This window comes from Rhodococcus sovatensis, from assembly GCF_037327425.1.
Lineage (GTDB): Bacteria > Actinomycetota > Actinomycetes > Mycobacteriales > Mycobacteriaceae > Rhodococcoides > Rhodococcoides sovatense.
Window position 1 is genome coordinate 3,834,667 of sequence record NZ_CP147846.1, and the last position, 20,636, is coordinate 3,855,302.

Genomic DNA, 20,636 nt, shown 5'->3' on the forward strand with positions numbered 1-20,636 from the left:
ACAGTACCCGCGAGCTCGTGCAGTAGAAAGAACGCATGAGTATTACCGGCGATCCCTATCTGTGGCTCGAAGAGGTCACCGACGACACGGCCCTCGACTGGGTCCGCAGTCGAAACGTCTCCACCACGGCGGCCCTCGCCGGGGACGAATTCGACGCCCTCGAATCGCGCATCCTTCAGGTCCTCGACACGGACGCTCGAATTCCGTACGCGCGGCGCCGAGGTGAATACCTCTACAACTTCTGGCGCGACGCCACCCATGTGCGTGGGCTGTGGCGCCGGACGACGATGGACGAATACCGCAAGGCGTCACCGGAATGGGACGTACTGCTCGATCTCGACGCCGTCGCCGAAGCCGAGGGCGAGAACTGGGTGTGGAGCGGTGCACAGGTACTACGCCCCGACCAGAACATCGCCTTGGTGACCATGTCCCGTGGTGGAGCCGATGCCACCGTCGTACGCGAGTTCGATCTCCGGACAAGGTCATTCCGAGGCCCACTCGAAGGCGGCTTCCATGTCGACGAGGCCAAGACCGACATCGGATACATCGATGCCGAGTCCGTCTACATCGGAACCGATTTCGGTGAGGACTCACTGACCGAATCCGGCTACCCGCGGATTGTGAAACGGTGGTTGCGTGGCACACCGCTCGCCGAAGCGACCGTGGTGTACGAGGGCGAAGCGAGCGACATCTCGATCTCGGCGTGGCACGACAGAACTCCCGGCTTCGAACGCGACTTCGTCCAACGAGCAACCGACTTCTACAACGCAGAGTTCTACCTGCTCGACGACGACGTGCTCACACTCGTCGAGACGCCCACCGACGCAACGACCTCGGTCCACAAGCAGTGGCTACTGGTCCGCACGATGACCGAGTGGACGATCGGCGACGTGACATATCCGTCCGGCGCGCTGCTCGCCACGAATTTCGACGCATTCCTGGCAGGCGAGCGAGATATGGCGGTGCTGTTCACCCCGGATGCCCACCGCTCGCTACATCAGTACGCCTGGACCGAGAACCACCTCATCGTCGTCACCCTCGTCGACGTGAAGACCGAGATGCGCGTCCTCACCCCGGTTGCGGACGGCTGGAACGACGAAGCTCTCACGGGGCTTCCGGACTTGACCTCCACCGAGATCGTCGGAACCGACCCGGAGGAGAACGGCGATGAGTTCTTTCTGTCGTCGAGTGGATACCTGACCCCCGCGACGCTGCTGTTCGGCACGGTCGGCGGCGACCTCGAGATCGTGAAGCAGGCACCGTCGTTCTTCGACGCCCATGGCATGTCCGTTGCCCAGCACTTCGCCGTGTCCGAAGACGGCACCGAGGTCCCCTACTTCGTCGTGCGCAGGCAGGACGCCGACCCGGGCCCGACGTTGCTGTACGGCTACGGCGGATTCGAAATCTCGATGACGCCGTCGTACAGCGGTTCGATCGGGCTTGCATGGCTGGAACGCGGCGGGACCTACGTCGTGGCGAACATTCGCGGCGGCGGTGAGTACGGGCCGGACTGGCACACTCAGGTTCTGCGCGCCGGACGGCATTTGGTGCACGAGGACTTCGCTGCCGTCGCGCGTGACCTCGTCGACCGCGGGATCACGACGCCTGAGCAGTTGGGTGCGCAAGGCGGCAGCAACGGCGGTCTGCTGATGGGCATCATGGTGACCAAGTACCCCGAACTGTTCGGGGCACTCGTCTGCCAGGTGCCGCTGCTGGACATGAAGCGCTATCACCTGCTGCTGGCCGGGGCGTCGTGGGTCGCGGAGTACGGCGACCCGGACGACCCCGAGGAGTGGAAGTTCATCTCCGAGTACTCGCCGTATCAGAACGTCGTCCCGGCGAGCGAGCGAGCGTACCCACCGATTCTCATCGCTACTTCCACTCGTGACGACCGAGTGCACCCCGGTCACGCCCGCAAGATGGCGGCCCGGCTCGAAGAAGTCGGCCAGGACGTCAGCTACTTCGAGAACATCGAAGGTGGGCACGGCGGCGCCGCCGACAACGCTCAGTTGGCGTTCAAGACGGCGCTGGCCTACCAGTTCCTCTGGAAGTCGTTGACCCACCCAGGGGTCACCGAGCGAACCACGCCTCGATCTCGTCCACAACCGTCGACGACTGCCTGATCCACTCATTGTGACCACGCGGCGACTCCAGGTGTCGCCTTGTGATGTCCGCCCTCGGGAACTTGGCCAACAGGTTGGTCATCGAGCTGCGTGGAGCGAGGTCGTCGCCGGCGAGCGTGACAGCGAGGATCGGCAAGGTCAGCCGTGCGATGCGTTCCTCGTAGTCGATGTCCGCACCTGCCGGTTCGATCTTGCCCGAGCGGGCGAAACGGGACCAGTCGTCGATCAGCACTTTGGATTGGCGCCCGAAACCGCCGATGTCGATGCGGTCACCGGGCCAGAAGCCCGCAACACTACTGGTCAACGACATAGCGGCAGCGCCGACGAACAGCGACGCGCCGCGCGCGATACCGAAACCGCGATGGTACGGCGAGCCGGAGGCGACCAGGATCAGACCGCCGAGGCGACCACGGATACGGGCGGCATAGAGCGATGCGAGCTGACCGCCCATGCTGTGGCCGAGAGCGTACGGGGTGGCGTCGGGGAACCGCTCCCGGACCACCTCGAAAATGGCGGGAAAGTCGACCGAAACCAGTTCCTGATACCCGTACTTGCTCGCCCCGCTCGGCTTGGGCCGGCTGTCACCCTGCCCCCGGAGGTCGGCCGTGGCCACGTGGAATCCGCGCGCGGTCAGCGCCTGGGCGAACAGAACGTAGTAGCCGCCGGGAATGCCGAGACCAGGGAGAACGACGATCACCGGCAGATCGGAACGTGGCTCTGAGGATTCGAACAGATTCACCGGGACGGTCGAGCCGTCGGGCATCTGGATCGGCACGGTCTGCACTCGGTAAAGACTTGCACACGACGAACGCCGACCGAAACCCCGGTAGCGGTCTCGATCGGCGTTCGTGGAAGAGGTCGTTCGAGCTACACGCTCAGAAAAGGGAAGCCGATGCGCTCGTCTCGCTCGAACCCGACTCGGAGCTGCCCGACAGCAGCGAAAGGAGGCTGAGGAGGTCTGAGAGTTCGATCTTGTTCGAGGGCTTGATGGACATCTGTGAAACTCCTTCGATTCGAGGTGAGATACCTGGTCAGCGAATATCTTTCGAATACTCCCGCTGCCCGATGTATTACTACCAACCCCACAGCGAATTGGTTACGAATCGACAATAAAAGTCCATATGCATGTATTTCGCCGGTAAACAGGAAACCTGTTTCAGATGGCAACTTTCGACCACCGCGGCCCCCGACGCCGCGTATGGTCTAGCGAATCAGGCTGCGCTGCCCGAGAACAGCAGGTCGACGATCCGGCCGGAGATGACATCGATGACGCCGTCGTACACGCCGCTGATGATGTCGTTGATGAAGATTTCTGCAGAACCCATGAGCACTCCTCCTATTGGAAACGAGCCGATCGATCACGGCTCATGTACGTTTTTACCGCATTATTGGGCGCAGGCGGCGACGCCCCCGCTATTGCAGGTATTAGCCCTGGTTAAAGCGGCATGTCATTTTCTTGCCAATACTCGCAAGGAATGCGCGAATCACTCGCCGATCACGTCACGGGCGCGCCCGACGAGCAACGGGTCGGTTTCTCCGACAATTTCCAAGTCCTTGTTCGCGTAGTCGTATTTGTTGAGAATGAACCGCATCGCGTTGATTCGGGCGCGCTTCTTGTCGTTGCTCTTGACGATCGTCCACGGAGCGACGTCGGTGTCGGTAGCTCGAAAGCTCTCCTCCTTCGCCGCCGTGTACGCGTCCCACTTGTCGAGAGAAGCCAGGTCCATCGGCGAGAGCTTCCATTGCCGAACCGGATCGACCTGGCGGATCGCAAACCTCGTCCGCTGCTCGAGCTGAGACACCGAGAACCAGAACTTGGTGAGACTCACACCGTCGTCGACGAGCATCTGCTCGAACAGAGGTGCCTGACGGACGAACCGCGCATGCTGGTCCTCGTCACAGAACCCCATGACACGCTCCACGCCTGCACGGTTGTACCAGGAGCGGTCGAACATCACGATCTCGCCGGCAGCGGGCAGGTGCTGGATGTAGCGCTGGAAATACCACTCCGTGGACTCGCGAGCCGATGGCTTCTCCAGGGCGACGACGCGTGCTCCGCGCGGGTTCATGTGCTCCATGAAGCGCTTGATCGTTCCACCCTTGCCCGCAGCGTCGCGCCCTTCGAACACCATCACGTGGCGTCGGCCGGTGTCCTTGATCCACATCTGGAGTTTGAGCAGCTCGATCTGCAGCAGCCGCTTCTCCATGTCGTACTCCGCGCGCGTCATCCGCTCCTCGTAGGGATAGTCCTCACGCCACGTGTCGACGACTCGTCCGTCGGGAACGGTCAGCAGGATGGGATCGTCGTCGTCGTTGTCGTCGACGGTGAATCCGGAGGTGTCCGCAAGGTCGACGGCAGTGGCGATATCACCGATCGAGCTGAAATCTAGAGTCATGGTGCAAAAAGCTAGCCGTGAGCGGGAACGAAACGGTGACGGTTCGGTGAACGCCAGACGCTCGAACACTCGCGGTACCTCGACAACCTCAGGGTCGAAGATAGGGGATCTTCCTGATGTGCCGGACCCCGTGCGACGCGCAGAATTCTTCCCATGACATACACGAACCCTCCCAAAGAATTCGTACGCTCCGACAAGCAGAAGATGATCGCCGGTGTCTGCGGCGGCGTCGGCGAGTACTTCGGGATCGACCCGAACCTCGTCCGAGTACTCGCCGTCATCGGCGCCTTCATCTCGGGCGGCACGCTGGCACTCGTCTACCTCGCCGCATGGATGCTGATGCCCCAGCGTTGAACCTGTCGATCGGGCACGCTGGTAGTCGGCGTCAGCGCACCAACCAACCGCACGGCGACGCAAGTTCGTCGGACTCCTTCGGCCCCATCGACCCGCCCGCGTACTGCTTGATCGCGGGCGGGTTGTCGAGCAGCCGTGCCGCAACCTCCCACACGTGCGCCAGCCCGTCCGGTCTGGTGAACAAAGAACGATCTCCGTTGAGCACATCGAGAATCAACCGCGAATACGGCGACAGCGGTTCGGCGTCCGGAACCTCCGGCAGCGGCAAGGAAAGATGCCCGACCGACAGATCGAAATTCGGTCCCGGCTCCTTCACCGTCATCGCCATGTCGATGGCACCGTTTCCGGACAGATCGAACGACAGCACTGCACCGTCGTGTGGAAGATCGGTCAGCGGACTGTTCGCAGGCTTGGTGAACACGAGCGACACTCGTTGTGCGCTGACTCCCAACATCTTTCCGGTCCGCAGCAAGAACGGCACCCCGCGCCAACGATCGGTGTCGACCCACAACTTCGCGGCGACGAAGGTGTCGACCGTCGAATCGTCGGCGACGCCCTCGACGTCCCGGTATCCGTCGTACTGTCCGAGGACCACCTCGGACACCTCGATCGGCCGGAAGCACCCGATGACCGACTCCCGCGCAGACTGGAGGTCCTCGGCCCGCAACGACGCCGGGGGCTCCATCGCGATCTCCGCAGCGACCTGAAATAGGTGCGTGACGAGCATGTCCAGCACAGCGCCGGTGCTGTCGTAGAACTCTGCTCGATCGTCGATGTTCAAGGTTTCCGGCACGTCGATCTGCACCTGCGCGACGTGGTCGGAATTCCAGATTCCGTCGATCATCCCGTTGGCGAACCGCAGGACATGCAGATTCTGCGTGGCCTCCTTACCCAGGAAGTGGTCGATCCGGTAGATCTGTTTCTCGTCCAGTACCGCGTGCACAGCCTTGTCCAGCTGCTCGAATGCCTCCTGCGACGTGCCGAACGGCTTCTCGTAGACCACCCGCGCGCCCTGTGCCAGGCCATGCGCGCCGAGTGCCGCGGTGTAGTCCTCGAACGCACTCGGCGGCAGCGCGATGTAGTGCACGAGCTGCGCGTCGTCACCGACGTCCGTGCGCCCGGCCTCCACCACCTCGGGGAGCTGACCCGGATCGTCGACGGTGAATCCGTTGCCAGCGAATCTGACGCGCTGGGAGAACTCGTCCCAATCCGCGCGATCGAGGTCGGAACCGAACTCCTTCAGCGCATCGTGGACGTGATCGCGGAACTCCTCGTCCGGGGTGTCGTGGCGACCGTTTCCGATGAGCAACCACTTATCGGGCAGCAGGCCCTCGACGTGGAGTTGGTAGAACGACGGCAGGACCATCCGCTTGGCTAGGTCACCGGTCGCGCCGAACAGGACGAAGATCGTGGGTTGCAAAGACGCCATGGAAACCATCATGCACCGACCGGGGCGCCTCTGTGGCTACAGTCGGTGTGATGGGAAGGTCACGGTTTCACGGCGAGATATTCGGGATAGGCACCGACTCGGGTGTGCGCATAGTGATCGGACACTGGACCAACTCACCGCTCGGCGAGTTCACCGATGTGATGGTGCAGTTCACCGATGGCCATCGGCTCTTGCTCGCACCCAACGAGAACGTGCGTGAATTCGTTACCGCAACATACACGTTCGACGAGGTCTACCTCACTCCGGTGGAGTTCAGCCAGCGCGGAAACAGCGTCGAACTCGCTGCCGACGATCTTCGCGTCTCGGTGACGACAGGGCAGCCGACCGCACTCGGCCGACTGCTTCATCTGGTCCCGAACGCGGTGTCTACGGCACCGTGGTTCTGCCGCATCTCCGACCCGATAGCCCGCGTCGTCCTGCGCGGTGTGCGCACCCGTGGCAGCGCGGGGAACGGCAGACGCGAGTACTACGGTGCCCGTCACCAGCACAGGATCACCGCCGCCGAGGCATCGTGGCGCGGCGAAGACCTCGGACACCTGACGCCCGTCACTCCCCCAGTGACATTCGGATTCGGCAGCACACCCGCAGCTCCCTCGGTCACCTCGATCACGACGACGGTCGACTCCCGTTAGTCGAGTTCTGCCCCAGCGTCGGACAGTTCGTTCAAGGCAGCGTTCGATGTCTCAGACGCCACCCCTGCGATGAAGCCGGTGAGGATTCGCACCTTCAGCCCAGCGGCGATCGCATCGAGCGCCGATGCCCGGACGCAGTAGTCGGTGGCTATCCCGGCGATGTCGATGTCGGTCACCTCGTTGCTCGCCAGTACCTCACGAAGGGGCACTCCGTCGTCCGTCGAACCTTCGAACGCCGAATACGACGGCTTTCCCTGCCCTTTGAACACATGTACGTCCACCGATCCGAGGGCCAGGTCCGGGTGGTATTCGGCACCCTCGGTGCCCGCAACACAGTGGACGGGCCAGGTAGTGGTGAAGTTCGCCGGCTCGTCGGTTGCGAAATGGCCACCGTTGTCGCTGTCGGCATCATGCCAATCCCGGGACGCGACGATGACGTCGTATGCGTCGCCTTCGCTCGCGAGAAGCCCGCTTATTCGCCGCGCGACCTCGGCGCCGCCCACGACACCGAGCGCACCGCCCTCGGTGAAATCGTTCTGTACATCGACTAGTAGGAGAGCACGTGTCATGACCCCAGTATCCTCGTCACTGTGAATGCTGCGGTTACCGAGTTGGTCTGCTACCCGGTCAAGGGTTGTGCGGGCCTCTCGCTTCGGTCCGCGCGCATGACGTTCCGCGGTATCGAGCACGACCGTGAATTCATGATCGTCGACGAGGATCTGTCCTTCCGCAGCCAGCGACGCGATCCGGTGTTGGCTCTGATTCGCCCCACGATCGACGTCGACGGATTGACGCTCCACTACCCGGACGCCGGTTCGGTGACCTGCCCGATCGACAAGGCTTCCTCGTCGTGCGACGTCACGATGTTCGGCCGCCCGTTCCGCGGCATCGATCAAGGCGATGACGTTGCGTCGTTCCTGAGCGAGGTGATCGGCGAGAAGTCACGTCTCGTCGCAGTACCCGAGGACTTCCATCGGGTCACGGATGGAATAGCGCCCGGGACAGCCGGATTCGCGGACAGTTCGGCCGTACACATACTGTCGAAGTCCACCTTGGACGGGCTCAATTCACGGCTGGACACCGCGTTGCCGATGAACCGCTTCCGCCCCAACATCGTCGTCGACGGCTGGGATTCGCCGCACACCGAAGACTTGGTCCGCAGCGTCGCGATCGGCGATACCGAGCTCACCTACACCAAACTTGCGATCCGATGCCCCGTCACCACTGTCGATCAGAGCCTCGGCCGCCGTGACGGGCGCGAACCGCTGGCGACACTGGCGACGTATCGCACGGCACGACAGAAGGGCGTGGCGTTCGGATCGAAGTTCACCGTCATCCGTGGCGGGACGGTGACCGTGGGTGACGACATCACCGTCGCGAGCTGGGGCGATACGGAACTGTAGCGGCAGCCTACGATCTCCCCGACGCGATCTGCACGGCGAGCATTACTCGGGCCTGACCTGCGCGCAGCAGCGGCGAGAACACCGCCCCGGCGTCGACGAGGTCGGCCCCTCCTCCACCACCGCCGTAGGTGGGCTCGATTGGGCCGACCGGCACGCGCGTCGTGACCACCACCGGGACGCCGCAGTTTTTCACGGCGTCGACGATCTGCGCATTGGTGTTCCCGGAACCTGTTGCCTCCAGGATGATTCCGTCGGTACCCGCAGCGACGAACGCCTCGATCGCTACCGCATCGGCCCCCGGGTACAGGGCCACGATGTCGACCCGCACTCCTGTCAGGTCGACTCTCGGGACGACGACCCGTGGTTCCGCAGAGCTGATGAACGCATCGAGATCGGTTGTGTGCCACTTCGACAGGCCGCGTGCGGGCAGTGCACGTCCGCCGAACACAACGAGAACACCGCGTCCACGGTTGGTGTCGTCGAGAACCAGTTCCGTTGCGGCAGCCACGTTGACGGGACCGTCCGGAGCGTCGTGGTCGGACGTGCGCTGGGCGCCGGTGAACACGACCGGACGAGGGTCGTCGTGGAACAGGTCCACCAGCAGCGCTGATTCTTCCATGGTGTCGGTGCCGTGCAGCACGACGACGCCCTGGCACGCCTCGTCGACGAGTGCTTCGGCGACGGCGTCGGCAATCCGGCCCATGTCGGAGAAGTCGAACGTCGAACTGTCCTTGGACATCAGGTGGCGAACCTTCACCTCGGACGCGACATCGAGTCCAAGGGCGCCGGGACCCGGACGACTGATGCCGTTCTCGTCGCGACTGCTGGCAATGGTTCCGCCCGTTGTCAGCAGGGCAATGTAAGACAAGCTGTCATACCTCTCGTTCTTCGGCCAGCGCACGAATGCGATTGCGGCACAGGAACCAACCACTCACCAGAAGAGGCGCGATGATCAGGATCGAGGCGATGGTCCAGGTGCCGACCGGCTTGTCGAATGCCATCAGAACGAGCACTGCCAGCAGGAATCCGAGCGTTGCGATGCCGGTGTAGGGCGCACCGAGCATTCGGAACTTCGGCCGCTCGATCTGCCCTGTGCGCGAGAGCGACCACAGCTTCAGTTGACAGAGGATGATCACGGCCCATGCGCTGATGATACCGAGAGCTGCAAGGTTCAAGACGATCTCGAAGGCCTGAGCGGGCACAGCGGCATTGAGTCCGACGCCTGCCACCGGCTCCCATGAACAGGCCGGTGCCGATCGCACCGCCGATCGCGATCATCTGAATCTGTCTGGGCTTCAGTGTCTTCCGAAACCCGAGATCCTCGGTCCTGACTGCGACTTTACTGTCGATGGTCATGCATGCCTACCTTGTCGAGGTGTCGGGGGCGTCGGCGTGTTCGATGGGTGCGACGCGCAGATTGGCGAGATGCTCGGGGCTGAGCAGACGGTCGAGTTCCTCGCGAGCGATCAAGTTCTTCTCGAGTACGAGATCGACGACGTTGCGGCCGGTGAGCAGGGCTTCCTGCGCGATTGCCGTGGACTCGGCGTACCCGAGATACGGGCTCAGTGCGGTGATCAGACCGATGGAGTTCTCGACCCGCGCACGGAGCAGGTCGACGTTGGCAGTGATGCCGTCGACGCAGCGACTGGCGACGGTACGGCATGCGGCACTCAGGTGCGCCATGCCGTCGGACAGGGATTTGACGATGATCGGCTCGAATGCGTTGAGCTGCAACTGTCCTGCTTCGGCTGCCATGGTGATGGTGACATCGTGCCCGATGACCTCGTAGGCCACCTGGTTGAGTACCTCCGGGATGACCGGATTCACCTTGCCGGGCATGATCGACGAACCTGCCTGCATCGGCGGGAGATTGATCTCGTTCAAGCCGGCGCGCGGGCCCGAGGACAGCAGTCGCAGGTCGTTGCAGATCTTGGACAACTTCACCGCGACGCGCTTGAGAACACCGGACAGGTGTACGAACTGACCGACGTCCTGTGTCGCTTCGATCAGATCCGTTGCGGTCACCAGCGGCAGGCCGGTGATGGCGCACAGATGCGCGACTGCAGACGTCGTGTATCCGACCGGCGCGTTGAGGCCAGTTCCGATAGCGGTTGCGCCGAGGTTGATCTCGTGCACCAGCAGCGCGGCTTCCTCGAGCCGAGAGCAGTCCTCGTCGATCATGATCGCGTAGGTCCCGAACTCCTGCCCGAGCGTCATCGGCACCGCGTCCTGCAACTGCGTGCGCCCCATCTTGACGACGGTGGCGAACTCGGTCGCCTTGCGACGGAAGGCGTCGCGCAGGAATTTCATCGATTCGATGAGTTCATGCACTGCGTAGATCGTCGCGATGTTGACAGCTGTCGGGTAGACGTCGTTCGTGGACTGGCTGGCATTGACGTGCTCGTTGGGATGCAGGTGGCTGTACTCGCCGTGACCGTATCCGAGGATCTCGAGTGCACGGTTCGCGATCACCTCGTTGGCATTCATGTTGGTCGATGTGCCTGCACCGCCCTGGATGACATCGACGACGAACTCCTCGTGCAGCCGGCCGTCGAGGATGTCTCGGCAGGCCTGACGAATGGCTTCGCTGCGGGTGGCGTCGAGAATGCCCAGTTCCTCGTTGGCCGATGCGGCTGCCCACTTCACGGCGGCGAGGCCGCGGATCAGGTGAGCATTGGTCGAGATGGGTCGCCCGGTGATCGGGAAGTTCTCCAGCGCACGCAGGGTGTGGATACCCCAGTACGCGTCTGCGGGTATCTCGCGCTCGCCGAGAAGGTCCTTCTCGACACGTATAGCGTCCACTGCTTGCTCCCTGAATACTCGACGGGTGCCGTCCGGCTGTCCGGCTGTCTGACAGGTTAGAGTGTGAACTAGGACACGTCAGCCGTCAACCGCTGGCTTGACTGCCTCGATACGGGAAGAGGACGATTCAGGCATGAGCCTGTCGGACAGCTGGGCGGTCAGTCAGCCGACCGCGATGAGAATGAGCGCAGCGGAAGCAGTGTTCGCGGACATACGCGACGCGATCGTGTCGGGGCAGGTGGCCATCGGAGACAAACTTCCGGCCGAGTCCGCTCTTGCCACCCGGCATGGAGTCTCGCGATCGGTGATCCGGGAAGCACTACGGTCGTGTACAGCACTCGGGCTGACCGAAACCAAAACCGGCCGTGGAACATTCGTCGTCCGAGACCGAGTCACCGGCGATCTCGACATCGGAAACTACGCGGCTCGCGAACTCATGGAAGCACGGCCCCACGTCGAGATACCGTCGGCCGGGTGGGCTGCCGAACGACGCACCGACGAGGACCTCCTGGTGCTCGAAGGGCTCACCGACGAAATGCGCAACGAGGATGACCACCACTCCTGGGTCCTGCTGGACGGCCAGTTCCACACCGCGATCGCACGGGCCAGCAAGAATCGGGTGTTCGAAGCAATCATCGTCGACATTCGTGGTGCGCTGACCCGACAGTCGGAAACTCTCAACCTCGTCGCCCGACGCCAGCAGAAGTCCAACATCGAGCACGACACCATCGTCGCGGGCATCCGGTCGGGCAACTACGACGAAGCTGCCCAGGCCATGGCCGCCCACCTCGACGCCGTCCGTGGGGCGGTGGAGTCGCTGCGGCGCTAGCTGCTCCGGATCGCCGAGTTCGAGGTTGTGTACGTATTTCCTCCGGTTTCGGCGCTTAACTTCGATCTCGCTTCGGCCTTGCGCCTCGTATTCAAACCGCGACGTCAATGACGCTTGTACTGATTGTGGGTGGTTGTATGTGTACGGGATCAGACACGACCAGTTCGCCGTGAGCGGCTGGGATCGGCATCCGCAGCCGATGGCAGCCAGCGCGGTTCGAGGAGAACGCGTTCGGTTAGGTATTCGACCCCGCAAGTTAGGGCGCACCCCGCTTCCGCGGGGAGCACGTCGCGCGTGCTGTCATACCAGCCTTCGGCGAGAGCTCATCCCCGCGTCCGCGGGGAGCACTTGCGCGCCGGTACAGAGTGGGTGGCTGAGTGGGCTCATCCCCGCGTCCGCGGGGAGCACGCTACTTACGCAGGTTGTGAGGTGTACGGAGAGGGCTCATCCCCGCGTCCACGGGGAGCACGCGAGGTTGTTCGCCGCTGTAGCGATCATCGTGGGCTCATCCCCGCGTCCGCGGGGATGCACGATGTTGGCATGGAAGCCGATTTCTTCGGTTTGGGCTCATCCCCGCGTTCGCGGGGAGCACCGGCAGTCGTCGATGATCGGGCCGCTCGCCACGGGGCTCATCCCCGCGTCCGCGGGGAGCACGTAGTTGGTGATCGGGGCGTCGGGCCACATGCGGGCTCCACCCTTGAAACCGGTCGTGCCGAGGTGTGCGTGCAGTGCTTGGGCGAGGCGAACGGAATCTCCGCTGGTCTGGCACAGGTGCGCGTGGTGGAGCAACCGGTCGACCGTTGCAGTGGCGAGAGTCTTCGGCATCAGTTCGTCGAATCCACTGGGATGCAGGTTCGAGGAGATCGCCACGGACTTGCGTTCGTAGGCTGCTTCGACGATCCGGTAGAGCCCTTCGGCGGCGTCGGTCCCCACCGGCAACAGCCCGACGTCATCGATCACCACGAGCTTAGCTCGGACGATCTTGGCGATCGCTTTGCCGAGGGAGTCATCGGAGCGGTGCGCGCGAACGAGGACACCGATCTGCTCGAGGGTGAACCACGCGACGGGCATCCCCGCCTGGATCACGTTCTGTCCCAACGCTTCGAGGAAGAACGTCTTTCCTGTTCCGGCGGGTCCGCAGACAACGAGGTTCTCCCGCCGCCCGACCCATTCGAGGGTCCGCAGGGCCTGTTGGGTGGGCAACGGGATCGACGATGCGTTCTCGTCCCACACGTCGAACGTTTTCCCGGTGGGGAAGCCTGCGGCTTTGCGGCGTGAGGTGAGCATCGATCGGGCTCGGCCGGCTGATTCTTCGGTCAGCAGGGCTTTGACGACCTCGGCAGGGTCCCAGCGTTGGGCTCAGGCGGTGGCGAGGACTTCGGCGGCGATGGAGCGGGCGTGTGGGAGGCGGAGTGGGCGCATCAGCGCTTCGACGTCGGCGGGTAGTTCTGCTGTGGCGGTGTTCATGTCGGGCTCCCGTTCGCCTCGTCGGCGCTGTGTCGCCGCGTGGTTTTGTCTGCGATGTTGTTGTTGCCGAGGAGATCCCACCCTCCGGTGCCCTGTGCAAGGGAGGTCGTTTCCGAGGCTCCGCGGCGTGTGAGGTCCATTCCTTTGCTCGCGAGGATGGAGTCGAGGTCGCCGGTGGCGAAGCGGCCGTGCACGGCGGCGTGCCCGAGCGCCCAATCGACATCGGCGCGGCCACCGAGACGCGCAACGTCGACAGCGTGAGACATCTTCTGAAAGATCCGTTCGGTGCCGACTGCGGCTGCTTCTTTGAGCCATGTCGCGGCGCCTTCGCCGATCGCGAGGAGTGCTTGTTCGGAGGCAGTGCGTGCGCGGACGCTGTAGTCCCCGGGAATCCTCGCGTGGTGGCCGGGGAAGTGTGCGTCGTCGAGAGCGGGGGTTCCCGGGGTGGTGCGGCGATGTCGGGCGACTTCGATCGGACCGCCGTCGTCGAGTGCGCAGATGATGACCTCGTCTGTGCCGTCGTGCAACCGCACCCACACACTCTGACCCAATAGCGTTGAGGGAATCGAGATTGGCAGTGATCGAAGGTGACCATCGGGGTATTGTCCGGCACTCTGCGGGTGACACCGAGGGCCGCGGTGTGCGGGAGGTCGGGGACGGCGTGCAGTCGGGGGCGTTCCTCGGCGAGCATCTCGTTCGGGACGCGGCGGGTGGTGCGGTGCACCCGGGCGTTGACTTCGGTCATGAACGCAGTGCAGGCGGTGTCGACGTCGGCGAAGGTGGCGTACTGCGGGAGCAGGTTGGTCTCGGTGGGGACGATGTCGGCTTTGGCGAGTTTGACGGCGTTTTCCACCCCTCCTTTCGATGCGGGGTCCGCTGGTTGGCAGGTCAGCACCGTGATGCCGCAATAGCGCCCGAACGTCACTACTTGTCGGTTGCGGACCGGGACGCCCGCGACGTGGACGATGGTCACCGTCTTTTCGTTGTCGGTGAGCAGGTAGGTCGGGGCGCCGCCAAGGATGCGGAACACTCGGTCCAGGCCGGCGAAGACACTGCCTGCGGTCCGGTCGCGCAGTGGGACGACGATGCGGTAGCGGCACCACGCGAGCCAGGCGACGAGGAGGACGATCTTGCGGCCATCGACGATCGGGCCGTCTCCGAAATCGTATTGCAGCCACAGTCCTGGTTCGGTGATCCAGGGCCGATGCACCCTTGTATTGCCAAGCCGCCATTGATGTTTGACATCGGCAAGTGCGCGGCGGGTGGTGCGGTCGGTGCCGGTGTGGCCCATGGCGGTCAGGCGTTCGTGGGCTTTGTCGCCGCGGATCTTCCCCTTGGATTTCGAGACCCACTCTTCGAGGAGTTCGAGCCAGTCGTCGATGATCTTCGCGCGCCGTCTTGCTGGCGGGAGGCCGGCGTCGCGGTCCTCGACGGCCTTCTTCACAGTGTGGTGGGAGCAGCCGCAGAGGTCGGCGGCCGCGCGGAACGAGCCGGTCAGGTCGTACGCATTGAGTATGTCCATGAGTTCTCCGTCAGACTTCACAGTGGTCTCTCCTGCGGTGGGTTCGATACGGACTAGGCATCGGTATCGAAACCGCAGGAGAGGCCCCTTCGGCGCTGACGCGCCGAGCATGGGTGGTGGTCTGGGCAGATTCATGACCGCCAGTGGGCACTTTCGTGTCCGCGGGTGGGCAGTTCTTATTGGCCGTCAGTGGGCACTTTCATGTCCGCCCGTGGGCAGTTTTTCATGTCCGCTGACAAGCACCGCTGGGAATCTTCGACGAACAGGTCGAGGACGGGCTCATCCCCGCGTCCGCGGGGAGCACGTTCAACGGCTGATGCTGACCGGTACAGAAGCGGGCTCATCCCCGCGTCCGCGGGGAGCACTCCATGTGCTGTACGGCACGGCCGGGTGTGCTGGGCTCATCCCCGCGTCCGCGGGGAGCACACGATAGCCGCACCGTGCGCTTCATTGAGTTGTTGCTCATCCCCGCGTCCGCGGGGAGCACACCCTCGGTGATGAGCTCGACCGCACGAGCGCGGGCTCATCCCCGCGTCCGTGGGGAGCACTTGCGGCAGTATGTGGCTCGGCTCGCTCGTGTGGGCTCATCCCCGCGTCCGCGGGGAGCACGTCAAACCATGTCTTGGGAGCCTGCGACCGTGGGGCTCATCCCCGCGTCCGCGGGGAGCACGCGACCCCGATCAACATTCTCGTATTCATGCAGGGCTCATCCCCGCGTCCGCGGGGAGCACTCGATGTTGCTGCGCGGCGTTTCCACTCACGCGGGCTCATCCCCGCGTCCGCGGGGAGCACGGACTGTGGCCGTTGATCGCCGCGTATGTGCAGGGCTCATCCCCGCGTCCGCGGGGAGCACCTGTCGTCCACGCGTCTCGAATTGCAGGGGCAGGGCTCATCCCCGCGTCCGCGGGGAGCACCAGAGGCTCATGAAGAACGCGTGCGTGGGGTTGGGCTCATCCCCACGTCCGCGGGGAGCACACGTCGTACACGTCTATCTGGTGTCCCTCTCCGGGCTCATCCCCGCTGTCCGCGGGAGTACAAGCCGTAGGCATGCATCTGTGCGCAGACCCAGGGCTCATCCCCGCGTCCGCGGGGAGCACTCGGCCTCACCGAGGACTCGAAGGCCGTCGACGGGCTCATCCGCGCGTCCGCGGGGAGCACACCGCGGGCGCCTACGCCGAGCAGCTCGGAGAGGGCTCATCCCCGCGTCCGCGGGGAGCACGCCTGCGAATCCTCGAGCTGCCCCCAGATCGGGGGCTCATCCCCGCGTCCGCGGGGAGCACCAGCCACCAGCCCTGCCCCAGCGTTCGATGGTGGGCTCATCCCCGCGTCCGCGGGGAGCACGCGATCGCTTACCCCGGTGCCCGCGCTGAACTGGGCTCATCCCCGCGTCCGCGGGGAGCACTATGTATCTCCGGTAGAGGGACGACTCATCCAGGGCTCATCCCCGCGTCCGCGGGGAGCACTCGATGATGCCGGGTTTGTGCATGTGGATCGTGGGCTCATCCCCGCGTCCGCGGGAAGCACGTGTGGAGTAGGAAGTTGGAGATCCGGGCGCCGGGCTCATCCCCGCGTCCGCGGGGAGCACCGTCGTACTCACCGTTGCCCCAACTATCCATCAGGGCTCATCCCCGCGTCCGCGGGGAGCACCCCCTCATCACTGCGAGCGGCTCTTCATTCTTGGGCTCATCCCCGCGTCCGCGGGGAGCACTTTGTCCCCACCATGGACACGGATCTTCCTGTGGGCTCATCCCCGCGTCCGCGGGGAGCACTGGTTGCTCCCGAAACACCGGCACATCACCGTGGGCTCATCCCCGCGTCCGCGGGGAGCACAGCTGTGTGGAAAGACTTCCAAGATTTGTACAGGGCTCATCCCCGCGTCCGCGGGGAGCACGTACACAGCACCCAACCGATCCCGTCCGGTCAGGGCTCATCCCCGCGTCCGCGGGGAGCACGGCGTCCTCGTCGATGTAGACATGCGCTGTCGGGGCTCATCCCCGCGTCCGCGGGGAGCACGAGCTGGACGACCATCAGCGCCTCCTGCCGCGGGGCTCATCCCCGCGTCCGCGGGGAGCACTAGACGGACACACGATCTCCGACCGACACATCACGGCTCATCCCCGCGTCCGCGGGGAGCACCGTCAATCTCGCGTGCCAGAACACGCACGGTGGGGCTCATCCCCGCGTCCGCGGGGAGCACCGTGTGCTCTCGGATCACCTCGGCGGCGGGCTGGGCTCATCCCCGCGTCCGCGGGGAGCACGCGACGTACTGCAGCTTCGACAGGGTCCGTGTGGGCTCATCCCCGCGTCCGCGGGGAGCACTGCGTCTGATCCGATCACTTCGTTACCTCGTCGGGCTCATCCCCGCGTCCGCGGGGAGCACTGCTGTCCCCAGATGCAGGCTCGCGCCCAGCTGGGCTCATCCCCGCGTCCGCGGGGAGCACAAAGGCGACCTGTCCATGCCGTCAGTTGTTATGGGCTCATCCCCGCGTCCGCGGGGAGCACGTTCACGCCGTACCAGAGGCGCCCTGGTGTGTGGGCTCATCCCCGCGTCCGCGGGGAGCACGTCATCTTGTTGAGTAAGTGCGGGTTTCATGCGGGCTCATCCCCGCGTCCGCGGGGAGCACGGCTCCTGCTCGATAGTCGTCGAGGCCGGGTCGGGCTCATCCCCGCGTCCGCGGGGAGCACGTGCGCAGCTCCGCGGGCGCATCGACAGCGTCGGGCTCATCCCCGCGTCCGCGGGGAGCACTGCAGGCTCGACACTTTCGAGACCCGGCGGGTGGGCTCATCCCCGCGTCCGCGGGGAGCACCTACTGTCTGCTCTCTTGGTATTTCTAGGCAAGGGCTCATCCCCGCGTCCGCGGGGAGCACGTGTGCCACCCGGACGTCGGAAGATCGCACCGGGGCTCATCCCCGCGTCCGCGGGGAGCACACGGGCGCATAACGCGAGGTGTTGTAACAGGTGGGCTCATCCCCGCGTCCGCGGGGAGCACTGCTTGCGCGGGCGGCCGACACGCTTCGGCGCGGGCTCATCCCCGCGTCCGCGGGGAGCACTTCGAGGGCGGGCACGTAATGCCGCTGCACCTGGGCTCATCCCCGCGTCCGCGGGGAGCACTTGTCTGCGATCTTCGCTTGACCGAGCCCGGCGGGCTCATCCCCGCGTCCGCGGGGAGCACGGTGACGGCCCGGTCAGCGCGGCTAGAGCGTGTCTCCCAAATTTGAGAGGTGCTGTCAGCGATGATATTTCGATGACGCGCGTGGGAGTGATCAGTGACGAGTTCTGGGAGATCGTCGAGCCAGTGATACCCACCGACGTGGGAAAACGTGGGCGGCGGTTCGCCGAGCACCGGCGAATTCTGGAGGGCATCGCATACCGATTCCGTACCGGGTGTCCGTGGCGAGATCTGCCGGAGGACTTCGGTCCGTGGCAGACGGTGTGGAAACGCCACCACCGATGGTCCTTCGATGGCACCTACGACGAGATGCTTGCCGCGGTGGCCGAGGTGTTCGGTCTCGACCCGGAAGAACTCGACGGCGATATCGGGGCGGTGCTCTCGATCGACTCGACCAGCGTCCGGGCGCATCAGCATGCGGCCGGTGCGCGAGCCGACACTCTCACAGGGGGCCTTGTCGAATTACAAGAAATCCGTCGACGAACCCGCTGACCACGCGTTGGGTCGATCTCGCGGAGGATTCACCACGAAGATCCATGCACTGACCGACCTGACGTGCTCGCCGGTGACGATGCTGCTGACCGGTGGGCAAGCCGGGGACAATCCACAGTTGGTGCCGTTGCTCGATGCCCACCGAGCTGCCGGTGGGGACCAGGACTACCGATTGCTCGCCGACAAGGCGTACACCCATCCCAGTACCCGCACCGAACTGCGTCGCCGCAAGATCAAACACACCATTCCCGAGCGCAGCGACCAGAAGCAGCGACGGGCCGACAAGGGGTCCGCCGGTGGTCGTCCACCGGGTTTCGATCCGACGATGTACAAGCACCGCAACACCGTCGAGCGTGGCTTCGGGCGGCTCAAACAGTGGCGTGGTGTGGCCACTCGATATGACAAGTACGCCATGACATTCCTCGGGGGCGTTGTCCTGTGCGCGGCAGTTCTGCACTCCCGCAACCACAACCACCGCCCGGCGATGAAAACGAAAACGGACCCAATTTAAGAGACACGCTCTAGTCCGCAGGGCTCATCCCCGCGTCCGCGGGGAGCACCCGGGCGACTCGACTTTGTGCTCGATACTGACGGGCTCATCCCCGCGTCCGCGGGGAGCACGCCTACCTCGGCAAGATCCCCGCGAAGCCGCTGGGCTCATCCCCGCGTCCGCGGGGAGCACTCTTCTGCGCGGTAACGCTCGGCAACGACGTCGGGCTCATCCCCGCGTCCGCGGGGAGCACATCATGTCGGCGGCCAGGCCCTGCACGGCGTAGGGCTCATCCCCGCGTCCGCGGGGAGCACACGATGATGTTCGGGAAGGTGATGCGGTTGATGGGCTCATCCCCGCGTCCGCGGGGAGCACATTTTCTGCGGCAAATTGGGGTCGTCCGGCCGGGGCTCATCCCCGCGTCCGCGGGGAGCACCGCTGCGCATCGCAGCATCGACAGACTCGACCGGGCTCATCCCCGCGTCCGCGGGGAGCACAACGCCGGGTTCACCAAGTCCAACGTCAACGAGGGCTCATCCCCGCGTCCGCGGGGAGCACGCGTTCGATGCGTCGACCTGCGCGATGATCTGGGGCTCATCCCCGCGTCCGCGGGGAGCACCGGCGTGCCGAAGGTTTCGTGCGCGGCGGCGAGGGCTCATCCCCGCGTCCGCGGGGAGCACTTGGTGAAGATCGAACACGAACTCCGCCAGGTGGGCTCATCCCCGCGTCCGCGGGGAGCACATCCAATGGGTGCACGGGCATTCGGGGCATCCGGGCTCATCCCCGCGTCCGCGGGGAGCACCGGATCACCGAATCTGGCCCTGTCCCCCAGTAGGGCTCATCCCCGCGTCCGCGGGGAGCACGCTGGCATCGAGGACGCGGTCGATGTCGTCGAGGGCTCATCCCCGCGTCCGCGGGGAGCACCTTTGGTCGTCACAATGTCGTCCTTCGGTTCGGGGCTCATCCCCGCGTCCGCGGGGAGCACCGCAGCCCGTCGCACAACAGCCCGTGCAACAGGGGCTCATCCCCGCGTCCGCGGGGAGCACTACGGCGAGGACACGCGGACGGCCAAGGATCCGGGCTCATCCCCGCGTCCGCGGGGAGCACCCGGCCAATAGAGCGATGATGAGCCCGATTGGGGGCTCATCCCCGCGTCCGCGGGGAGCACGTCGCCATCTCGGAGACGTCGCCCCAGCCGGTGGGCTCATCCCCGCGTCCGCGGGGAGCACCGGCTTCGCGGCCTTAGCTTCCCAACCGACTCGGGCTCATCCCCGCGTCCGCGGGGAGCACGTGGTTGATGCGTCGGTGTCCGGTGCGGGTGCGGGCTCATCCCCGCGTCCGCGGGGAGCACCCTGCAGTCTTCATCGTCAAGATCATGACCATGGGCTCATCCCCGCGTCCGCGGGGAGCACGTTCTTGAACGCCGACAGCATGGGCGCGAGTCGGGCTCATCCCCGCGTCCGCGGGGAGCACCTCGCTGCAGCGCAGGGCGTGAAGGGCGAGGCG

11 protein-coding genes, 4 pseudogenes and 4 CRISPR repeat arrays (1 of these 19 running past the window's edge) are annotated in these 20,636 nt (G+C 64.8%); of the genes and pseudogenes, 6 read left to right on the forward strand and 9 right to left on the reverse strand.

Annotated features, from left to right (window positions below):
* Window positions 1-35: 35 nt before the first annotated feature.
* Window positions 36-2,123: a prolyl oligopeptidase family serine peptidase gene (locus tag WDS16_RS17835; protein WP_338886533.1), complete on the forward strand. Its 2,088-nt coding sequence runs from the start codon at window positions 36-38 to the stop codon at window positions 2,121-2,123.
* Here WDS16_RS17835 and WDS16_RS17840 read toward each other — a convergent pair.
* Window positions 2,071-2,907, reverse strand: a complete 837-nt coding sequence (locus WDS16_RS17840) for an alpha/beta fold hydrolase (protein ID WP_338886534.1) — start codon at window positions 2,905-2,907, stop codon at window positions 2,071-2,073. The two genes, WDS16_RS17835 and WDS16_RS17840, sit on opposite strands and share 53 nt — an antisense overlap.
* A gap of 700 nt (window positions 2,908-3,607) precedes the next feature.
* On the reverse strand, window positions 3,608-4,519 hold the full coding sequence (gene ppk2 / locus WDS16_RS17845; RefSeq protein WP_338886535.1) for a polyphosphate kinase 2: 912 nt from the start codon (window positions 4,517-4,519) through the stop codon (window positions 3,608-3,610).
* A gap of 153 nt (window positions 4,520-4,672) precedes the next feature.
* Here ppk2 and WDS16_RS17850 point away from each other — a divergent pair, with 153 nt between their 5' ends.
* The gene (locus WDS16_RS17850) at window positions 4,673-4,873 is read left to right on the forward strand and encodes a PspC domain-containing protein (protein WP_338886536.1); all 201 of its coding nucleotides are present in this window, start codon (window positions 4,673-4,675) and stop codon (window positions 4,871-4,873) included.
* A 31-nt stretch (window positions 4,874-4,904) separates the two neighbouring features.
* Here the strand turns inward: WDS16_RS17850 and WDS16_RS17855 are convergent, their stop codons facing one another.
* Complete coding sequence (locus WDS16_RS17855) at window positions 4,905-6,311, reverse strand: glucose-6-phosphate dehydrogenase (RefSeq protein WP_422395840.1); 1,407 nt, start codon at window positions 6,309-6,311, stop codon at window positions 4,905-4,907.
* Window positions 6,312-6,352: 41 nt separating this feature from the next.
* Between WDS16_RS17855 and WDS16_RS17860 the strand changes: the two genes are divergently transcribed.
* Entirely contained in the window at window positions 6,353-6,955 is a 603-nt protein-coding gene (locus WDS16_RS17860) for a hypothetical protein (RefSeq protein ID WP_338886538.1), read from the forward strand.
* Here the strand turns inward: WDS16_RS17860 and WDS16_RS17865 are convergent.
* On the reverse strand, window positions 6,952-7,524 hold the full coding sequence (locus WDS16_RS17865) for an isochorismatase family protein (protein WP_338886539.1): 573 nt from the start codon (window positions 7,522-7,524) through the stop codon (window positions 6,952-6,954). The two genes, WDS16_RS17860 and WDS16_RS17865, sit on opposite strands and share 4 nt — an antisense overlap.
* A gap of 21 nt (window positions 7,525-7,545) precedes the next feature.
* Between WDS16_RS17865 and WDS16_RS17870 the strand changes: the two genes are divergently transcribed.
* A complete protein-coding gene (locus WDS16_RS17870) occupies window positions 7,546-8,358 on the forward strand; it encodes an MOSC domain-containing protein (RefSeq protein WP_338886540.1) in 813 nt (270 codons plus the stop codon).
* Between the two features lie 7 nt (window positions 8,359-8,365).
* Here the strand turns inward: WDS16_RS17870 and WDS16_RS17875 are convergent, their stop codons facing one another.
* From WDS16_RS17875 to aspA, 3 genes and pseudogenes are all read right to left on the reverse strand, one after another.
* Window positions 8,366-9,226: an asparaginase gene (locus WDS16_RS17875; RefSeq protein ID WP_338886541.1), complete on the reverse strand. Its 861-nt coding sequence runs from the start codon at window positions 9,224-9,226 to the stop codon at window positions 8,366-8,368.
* A 4-nt stretch (window positions 9,227-9,230) separates the two neighbouring features.
* A pseudogene (locus WDS16_RS17880) lies at window positions 9,231-9,581 on the reverse strand (L-asparagine permease); the annotation flags it as partial.
* 139 nt (window positions 9,582-9,720) lie between these two features.
* A complete protein-coding gene (gene aspA / locus WDS16_RS17885; RefSeq protein ID WP_338886542.1) occupies window positions 9,721-11,160 on the reverse strand; it encodes an aspartate ammonia-lyase in 1,440 nt (479 codons plus the stop codon).
* A 133-nt stretch (window positions 11,161-11,293) separates the two neighbouring features.
* On the opposite strand from aspA, the gene WDS16_RS17890 reads away from it, so the two are divergent.
* Window positions 11,294-11,989: a FadR/GntR family transcriptional regulator gene (locus WDS16_RS17890; protein ID WP_338886543.1), complete on the forward strand. Its 696-nt coding sequence runs from the start codon at window positions 11,294-11,296 to the stop codon at window positions 11,987-11,989.
* A 321-nt stretch (window positions 11,990-12,310) separates the two neighbouring features.
* A CRISPR array of direct repeats spans window positions 12,311-12,643; the repeat unit is 27 nt; unit sequence GCTCATCCCCGCGTCCGCGGGGAGCAC.
* A 72-nt stretch (window positions 12,644-12,715) separates the two neighbouring features.
* Here WDS16_RS17890 and WDS16_RS17895 read toward each other — a convergent pair.
* Both WDS16_RS17895 and istA read right to left on the reverse strand, forming a co-directional pair.
* Window positions 12,716-13,456 (reverse strand): annotated as a pseudogene (locus tag WDS16_RS17895) (ATP-binding protein); the annotation flags it as partial.
* A pseudogene (istA, locus tag WDS16_RS17900) lies at window positions 13,453-14,999 on the reverse strand (IS21 family transposase). The pseudogenes istA and WDS16_RS17895, both read right to left, overlap by 4 nt.
* Window positions 15,000-15,253: 254 nt before the next feature.
* A CRISPR array of direct repeats spans window positions 15,254-15,954; the repeat unit is 29 nt; unit sequence GGGCTCATCCCCGCGTCCGCGGGGAGCAC.
* Window positions 15,955-16,046: 92 nt separating this feature from the next.
* A CRISPR array of direct repeats spans window positions 16,047-18,152; the repeat unit is 29 nt; unit sequence GGGCTCATCCCCGCGTCCGCGGGGAGCAC.
* Between the two features lie 71 nt (window positions 18,153-18,223).
* Between istA and WDS16_RS17905 the strand changes: the two are divergent.
* A pseudogene (locus WDS16_RS17905) lies at window positions 18,224-19,151 on the forward strand (IS5 family transposase).
* A gap of 20 nt (window positions 19,152-19,171) precedes the next feature.
* A CRISPR array of direct repeats spans window positions 19,172-20,636; the repeat unit is 29 nt; unit sequence GGGCTCATCCCCGCGTCCGCGGGGAGCAC; it runs 3,569 nt beyond the window's last position.